The 6,355-nt window shown below is 47.0% G+C and carries 8 protein-coding genes; 5 read left to right on the top strand and 3 right to left on the bottom strand.

Annotated elements, in window-relative coordinates; all coding sequences use genetic code 11:
• Window positions 1–302 (top strand): hypothetical protein (locus tag QUA40_RS18765; RefSeq protein WP_333128510.1); only part of this gene is annotated, 302 nt, incomplete at its 5' end.
• A 145-nt stretch (window positions 303–447) separates the two neighbouring features.
• Here QUA40_RS18765 and QUA40_RS18760 read toward each other — a convergent pair.
• Window positions 448–690 (bottom strand): ChaB family protein, encoded by a 243-nt coding sequence (locus QUA40_RS18760; RefSeq protein ID WP_333128508.1) that lies wholly within the window; start codon window positions 688–690, stop codon window positions 448–450.
• 200 nt (window positions 691–890) lie between these two features.
• On the bottom strand, window positions 891–1,370 hold the full coding sequence (locus QUA40_RS18755; protein ID WP_333128506.1) for a YqhA family protein: 480 nt from the start codon (window positions 1,368–1,370) through the stop codon (window positions 891–893).
• A 101-nt stretch (window positions 1,371–1,471) separates the two neighbouring features.
• Between QUA40_RS18755 and QUA40_RS18750 the strand changes: the two genes are divergently transcribed.
• From QUA40_RS18750 to QUA40_RS18740, 3 genes are all read left to right on the top strand, one after another.
• A complete protein-coding gene (locus tag QUA40_RS18750; RefSeq protein WP_333128504.1) occupies window positions 1,472–1,645 on the top strand; it encodes a hypothetical protein in 174 nt (57 codons plus the stop codon).
• 754 nt (window positions 1,646–2,399) lie between these two features.
• Complete coding sequence (locus QUA40_RS18745; protein WP_333128501.1) at window positions 2,400–3,359, top strand: hypothetical protein; 960 nt, start codon at window positions 2,400–2,402, stop codon at window positions 3,357–3,359.
• A gap of 69 nt (window positions 3,360–3,428) precedes the next feature.
• Window positions 3,429–4,184, top strand: a complete 756-nt coding sequence (locus tag QUA40_RS18740) for a DUF4142 domain-containing protein (RefSeq protein WP_333128499.1) — start codon at window positions 3,429–3,431, stop codon at window positions 4,182–4,184.
• A gap of 454 nt (window positions 4,185–4,638) precedes the next feature.
• On the opposite strand, the gene QUA40_RS18735 is transcribed toward QUA40_RS18740, so the two are convergent.
• Window positions 4,639–5,007 (bottom strand): Lin0512 family protein, encoded by a 369-nt coding sequence (locus QUA40_RS18735; RefSeq protein WP_333128497.1) that lies wholly within the window; start codon window positions 5,005–5,007, stop codon window positions 4,639–4,641.
• 293 nt (window positions 5,008–5,300) lie between these two features.
• Between QUA40_RS18735 and QUA40_RS18730 the strand changes: the two genes are divergently transcribed.
• Window positions 5,301–6,215: a branched-chain amino acid transaminase gene (locus QUA40_RS18730; protein ID WP_333128495.1), complete on the top strand. Its 915-nt coding sequence runs from the start codon at window positions 5,301–5,303 to the stop codon at window positions 6,213–6,215.
• Window positions 6,216–6,355 lie beyond the last annotated feature (140 nt).

The following is a 6,355-nucleotide window of genomic DNA, read 5'->3' as shown; positions in this document are numbered from 1 at the left end:
CTCCTTATTTTTTTACCTTACCATTCTCTCAAACCTTTGTCCTGTTTAGACTAGAGGTGCCTTGTCACCCGCTAAGCCAATTAACAGGCTGCATTAACTTCTGTACCACCGCGATTGCCAGCAGCTATCAACGTAATGCCTTAACCACAAGTGATGAGTACATTAGACTTTTTGCAAAAGTCCTTTTAAGCAAATTTTCGGACGGGTTCTCCGGCCCATCCCACAAGAGAAAAAACTTTTTGTGGGATGGGCATCTTGCACGTCCCAGCTATTTTTGCAAGAGGTCTATTGCTAAGGACTGATGATATCATGCCCGCTAGAATAACGTCACTGCAATTAGTTGGTAGTGAGGACTCTTGCTTCTCATCAAAATTTGAGGAATTAAGCCCTCACTAAACAACGCATAGGGGTTAGGTTAGCGGACACGACATTACTGATGGCTGATAATTAATTGCCACCAGACTGTACAGATTTGTTGGTTTGGTTAGTATCGTCGCCCTTGTGATGCCAAGTGCCACCTTCGCCTTGAACATATTCAGATTTTACGCTGTTCCAAGCCACGCTAGTAGCACCATCGGTGCTCATTCCATCTTCACTAGCGCTCTTAAAAGCCGCCTGAAAAATTTGTTTCGCCCCTTGGGGGAGTTCTTGTGCTTCTGAAGGTAAGGTATCAAATTGTTGTTCTGGCATAATGACCTCTAATTATTAAACATAAATTTAATCTTATATACTAGAATCCACTACTTTCCTCTCTCCAAAAGCAAGTTTAAGATTGCCTTCCTATCAGTCCAAAGACAGATGTAATATTAAATTACTCATGAAACATAATGCAACTTGATTGCCGTTGCTGGTTCAGCCGGATTTGGCTAATTTCCCTCCTCAAACAGCCCTTAATCTGACTTCTGCTTTTTCCCCTGCGAACTCAGAAAATACGTCAGCGCAGCGATTACTAAAGAGATACCCACTCCCAAGGGAAGGATTTTCGTCCCGCCGTCCCACCGAACTACCTCAGAGAGAAACAATACACTCAACACTACTACAATCACGCTGGTGAGTTTGCTTTTCAGGTCGTCTATTGTGTGAATTTCTAGCCAGTCTGGTACTTTGATGCGCTCGTCAATAAACAGCTCGTACAGTCCGAGTGCAGTAATGTAAAATACTGTGGCTAGGAGAAACAAATCTACAACTTCGATGCAAGACAGAATCAGTTGTTTCGAGTTTTCGCTGGAAACCGGTACTGTAGCTGTGTGGCCGATGGTAATGACGGTTTCCAAGGCACCGTAGATCAAAAGCGTCATAGACGCTGCAAAACAACCGAATACAGCGATTAACATTAGATAGCGACTTTTGGCAAGAATTCGATGCAGCATATTTGATCTCCCCTTGGAAAATGTGTTAGAGAACAAGCGCTCTCTGGCATACCTGTGGCTTTACTATATCAGAGTTTGCCCGATCGCACTCCCAAGCAATTTTGACGACTGTGCCGCCGTTGGTTAATTTCATGTCGCGCGGGCACGACTCGGATAGCCCTCAGTTCGCCTTCGTCTTTGAGGCAACTCAAATCCCAGTCAAAAGCCTTGCTGTTGCGGGATTGCAGGCGCTATGGGACGATCGACCGCCGATCGGGCTTTTTGAGATAATTTAGTTTCCTGAGAAAGTTTGAGCGGTATTCTGCCAGTGCCCAAATTACCAGCAGCAAGTTAAGGAAAAATAGCGCTCACAAAAATCTTAAACTAACTCATCTGGCGGATCGCTAACCCAAAATTGACGGTGAGAAAATCAATAATTTCTGCATCAAAGCACCAGCCGCCGGGGAAAATTTATAGGAATATCCGCGCCCTTATCTCAGAAACCCGGTGATTCGTATATAGCAATCCTAAATGATTATACTCGTTACCAGGAAGAGCCTGGTAACGCATATCCGGAGGCAGAGCCTCCATAGTCTGGGCCGAGGCTCTTCAAGAGTGACATCGGTTCCCAGGAAGAGCCTGGGAACCAGTTAACCAGTTATTGAAACTGATGCGAGGATTGCTATATGTCTCGTTACTCAACCCAAAATTTTTCATATCAGCCCGGTTTGTATCCCGTGCACAAATTTTTATTTAGCTAGTCGGCCGCCCAATCAAATATCATCCACCACCTGAAATAAAACGCCGTTTTACCAAATATTCCTAAAGATGAATGGCAAACTTGATCGATACGTAATAGCTTATAAACTATTAACGCTGCGGTGTAATTGATCAGGGGAAAATAATCGAGGGAACGGGACTAAATTTGCTCCCTTACCATCATAATCCCGCAGCAAAGGTTACAAAAATTGCACGTTACGCTGTCAAGTTGACCCTGCGGTTTTGGCATCACAAGCGATCGCAAGACTCTACGTAAAAGCAAGCATTACCATGAAATCTTCTAAATTGTTGAAAGCTGTTTTAGCAAGCGCTTGTACTTTAGGTTTAGCAACGGTTTCCTTAGCAGTGCCTGCTTCTGCCCAGTCGGGCGGTGCTGGAGGCGGTGCAGGTGGCGGTGGCACCAGCGGCACCAGCGGTACGAGTGGCACCGGTACAAGCGGTACAAGTGGTACAAGCGGTACGAGTGGCACCGACACAACGGGTACAAGCGGTACAAGCGGTACGAGTGGCACCGGTACAAGCGGTACAAGCGGTACGAGTGGCACCGACACAACGGGTACAAGCGGTACAAGTGGCACGGACACAACGGGTACAACGGGTACAAGCGGTACGAGTGGCACGAGTGGCACCGGTACAAGCGGTACGAGTGGCACGGACACAACGGGTACAAGCGGTACAAGCGGTACAAGCGGCACGGGTACAAGCGGTACAAGCGGCACGGGTACAAGCGGTACAAGCGGTACAAGCGGTACAAGCGGTACAAGCGGTACAAGCGGCACGGGTACAAGCGGTACAAGCGGTACAAGCGGTACGAGTGGCACGAGTGGCACCGGTACAAGCGGTACAAGCGGTACAAGCGGCACGGGTACAAGCGGTACAAGCGGTACGAGTGGCACGAGTGGCACCGGTACAAGCGGTACGAGTGGCACCGGTACAACGGGTACAACGGGTACAACGGGTACAACGGGTACAAGCGGCACGGGTACAACGGGTACAACGGGTACAAGCGGTACGAGTGGCACCGACACAACGGGTACAAGCGGTACGAGTGGCACTGGCACAACGGGTACAAGCGGTACAACCGGTACCACATCGACGCCGGCTGATACTAATTCTGGAGTTTTGAGTGCTCGGCGCGATAGCCCCAACAATTTGGGGTGGCTGGGTGCCTTGGGCGCGTTTGGTTTGCTCAACTTGTTTCGGAAACGCAGTACACCTTCCCATCGGTAGTTTCGGGCGATTCCCTAGGGGATAGCTTCTTGACGTACTTTTGAAAACAACTTAGAGGCTTAGAAATTCATGACTTCACTCAATCGCAAAAGTTTGTTCAAAAAATTGGTAACAGTTGCCGGAATTGCCGGCGTTAGTTCCTTGATAGCTGTGCCGGGATTCGCAGAATTAAACCGCCAGACTAACGGCTTCAACCAGTCGGGCGATGGGGTTCTTGAGCTTGCTGATAACGCTTCCCAGGATCGTACTTCTCCTCGTTCTCCTGCTACCGATCCGAACAACAACAATCCCGGCGGTTCTCCCAACACTCCAAATACCCCCAGCAACAACAATCCCGGCCGTTCTCCCAACAGTCCAGCAGGTGGCGAAACTTCGCCTAATTCTCTCAGCAGCAGAGACAGAGCCTTTGTCATGCAAGCAGGTCAACTTAGTATGCTGGAAGTGGAGCTTGGCAGATTGGCAGTGCAGCGCGGTTCTAGTGCTGGTGTGAAACAGTACGGGCAAGAAATGGTGGATGAACACACTCGGGCTAATCAAGAATTGATGCAGTTAGTAATGCAAAAGCAGGTTGAATTGCCAACCGAGATGAGTACCCAGAACACAGCTTTTATGGAGCGACTTTCGGGACTCTCCGGTACAAGTTTTGACAGGGCTTACAAGCAGGCTATGATCGAGAGCCACAATCAGGCTATTGCTTTGTTTCAGGCTCAATCTCAACAGGGACAAGATCCCGAGTTGAAGGCTTGGGCCACCCAGAAGTTGCCGAACCTTCAGGCGCACTTGAAAATGGTTAACCAAATGTTGGCAGATACCAGCCAGCCATAATATGAGGTAGAGTCCGATAGCGTTTTATGCGATCGGACTCTACCTTTTGTATTCCGATAGCGAACAGTAATAAATTATTTTAAACGCTATAATTCTTGAGAAGAAGGGAAGATTTTCTCCGCAACTTGTTGGGCAGCAATATTACAGTGACGTGGCTGTTATTAATAGTAGGGTTTTGCTGGATTGCTTACATACCAGGTAGCCTGAGAAATTAAAAGTTATCATCAATTAAAACTTCAAAATTAAGTAGGTAAGCGCAAATAAACTTTAGCGTGCAACAGACGTATTGTAGGATGGCTCTGAGCCTCAGATTTTCTAAGGTATTTCCTGCTAGCTCTCCGAGGCACCCTACAACTTAGTCTACATTAATCATTTTTTAACACAGAGGCGTTCCCATCGCCCGATCGCGGAAACAAGCAAGTGCGGGCGATTTATTCAAACAACACCAAATTAATTAGTCCTCAGTGTCCACAAAAACAGTCACAGCCGCCACAGCGATTAGCATTTCATCATTTTTATCATTCAGAGAGGCGATCGCCCTTCCTGCGACAATCATGCCTCCTTGCTCCACAATCAGAGTTTTGCTACCGAAAGGCAGCACCGCCAACACATCCTCGGCGCGCACTTGTTCCGGGTAAGGAACGGCCACCTTAACCTCAACAATCATCTGATTGGGGTCGCTCAAACCCGCCACTTCCCAGACGCCCAGCAAAGCATTATGGGCGATCGCATTCCGTACAGCCCTTGCACAGGCTACAGTCGGTTCCTGCCCGTGCTGGTCTATACCCATCCCCATTTCAATGATGAAACATTTACGTGCCATTGTTGCCTTTTGGTTGATTTTTGTTTGTAGTCGTTAGCGAAGCCCTCGAAGAGGATCGCACTCTTTACCCAAACAATTATCAACCAAACAGACGGCTCTTGAAATTTTTTTATACATCGATATCACAACAAAAGAATAATACCAGTCTCAAAAAACAATCCAACTGTAGGCAAGCTTCAAACCCTTATGAAATCAGTCATGCTCAATCTCAAATCTCAAATGGTATAACTTATGGTAATATAACCAAATTCAGCTTTCCTAGCGGACTGCAAAACTCATCGCCAGCTTGAATCATGGATAGTTTTCTACCAATTGCCTACTTTCAAAACCAATTTCTCCCCTTTACCGACGCCAAAATTTCCATAGCCACCCACGCACTGCACTACGGAACCGGAGTCTTAGGCGGGTTGCGGGGAATTCCCGACCCCCAAAATGCCGATCGAATCTTGCTATTTAGATTAGACCGCCACTGTCAAAGATTAAGTCAAAGTGCCAGCTTCCTCCACTGCGATTTGCCAGCCAGCAAAATCCAACAAATAATTATTGATTTTGTCCAGAAAAACCAGCCCACAAAATCATTTTATATCCGCCCTTTTATCTACACATCCAGTTTAGGAATTGCCCCCAGACTACACAACGTAGAAACCGACTTTTTTGTCTACGGATTAGAACTTTCAGACTATTTGCCCAAAGAAGGAGTCAACTGTAGAATTAGCTCTTGGTACCGCCAAGAAGACCGCAGTTTGCCCTTAAGAGGTAAAATTAGCGGCGCCTACATCACCTCAGCTTTAGCCAAAACAGAAGCAGTAGAATCCGGCTTCGACGAAGCAATTATGATGAACACTCAGGGAAAAGTCAGCGAAGCTTCAGGAATGAACATATTTGTCGCCAGAAACGGTAAATTAGTTACTCCCGGTTTCGAGCAAGATATTCTCGAAGGAATTACCAGAGACAGCGTTATAACTATCGCCAGAGACTTAGGAATAGAAGTCATAGAAAGACCAGTTGACAAATCAGAATTGTTGATTGCAGACGAGATTTTCCTCTGTGGAACCGCCGCGAAGATTACGCCAATTAACCGAGTAGAAAACTATCAATTGCCCAAAAACCGACCCATCACCGAAAAGATTTTGGACAAACTGACGGAGATTATCGAAAATCGCGACAGCAGTTATAAAGAATGGGTATTTCCGATTAATCTTAACTAACCGAAAATACCTGTGATCGTAGAAGCGAGTTCACTCGTTACCAGGCAGAGCCTGGTAAAGCAGATCAGGAGGCTCTGCCTCCACATTTGATGGCAGCCATGCGAGGCAGAGCCTCTGGATATCGGTTCCCAGGCAGAGCC

This window comes from Microcoleus sp. Pol11C3 (assembly GCF_036701485.1).
GTDB lineage: Bacteria > Cyanobacteriota > Cyanobacteriia > Cyanobacteriales > Microcoleaceae > Microcoleus.
Note: the sequence above shows the minus strand (reverse complement) of the source record. Positions and strands in the feature narration are given on the sequence as shown.

Excerpts from the sequence above, each read along its gene's own strand:
- QUA40_RS18760 (WP_333128508.1), bottom strand. The coding sequence starts at position 690 with ATGCCAGAACAACAATTTGATACCTTACCTTCAGAAGCACAAGAACTC.
- QUA40_RS18755 (WP_333128506.1), bottom strand. The coding sequence starts at position 1,370 with ATGCTGCATCGAATTCTTGCCAAAAGTCGCTATCTAATGTTAATCGCT.
- QUA40_RS18745 (WP_333128501.1), top strand. The coding sequence starts at position 2,400 with ATGAAATCTTCTAAATTGTTGAAAGCTGTTTTAGCAAGCGCTTGTACT.
- QUA40_RS18740 (WP_333128499.1), top strand. The coding sequence starts at position 3,429 with ATGACTTCACTCAATCGCAAAAGTTTGTTCAAAAAATTGGTAACAGTT.
- QUA40_RS18735 (WP_333128497.1), bottom strand. The coding sequence starts at position 5,007 with ATGGCACGTAAATGTTTCATCATTGAAATGGGGATGGGTATAGACCAG.
- QUA40_RS18730 (WP_333128495.1), top strand. The coding sequence starts at position 5,301 with ATGGATAGTTTTCTACCAATTGCCTACTTTCAAAACCAATTTCTCCCC.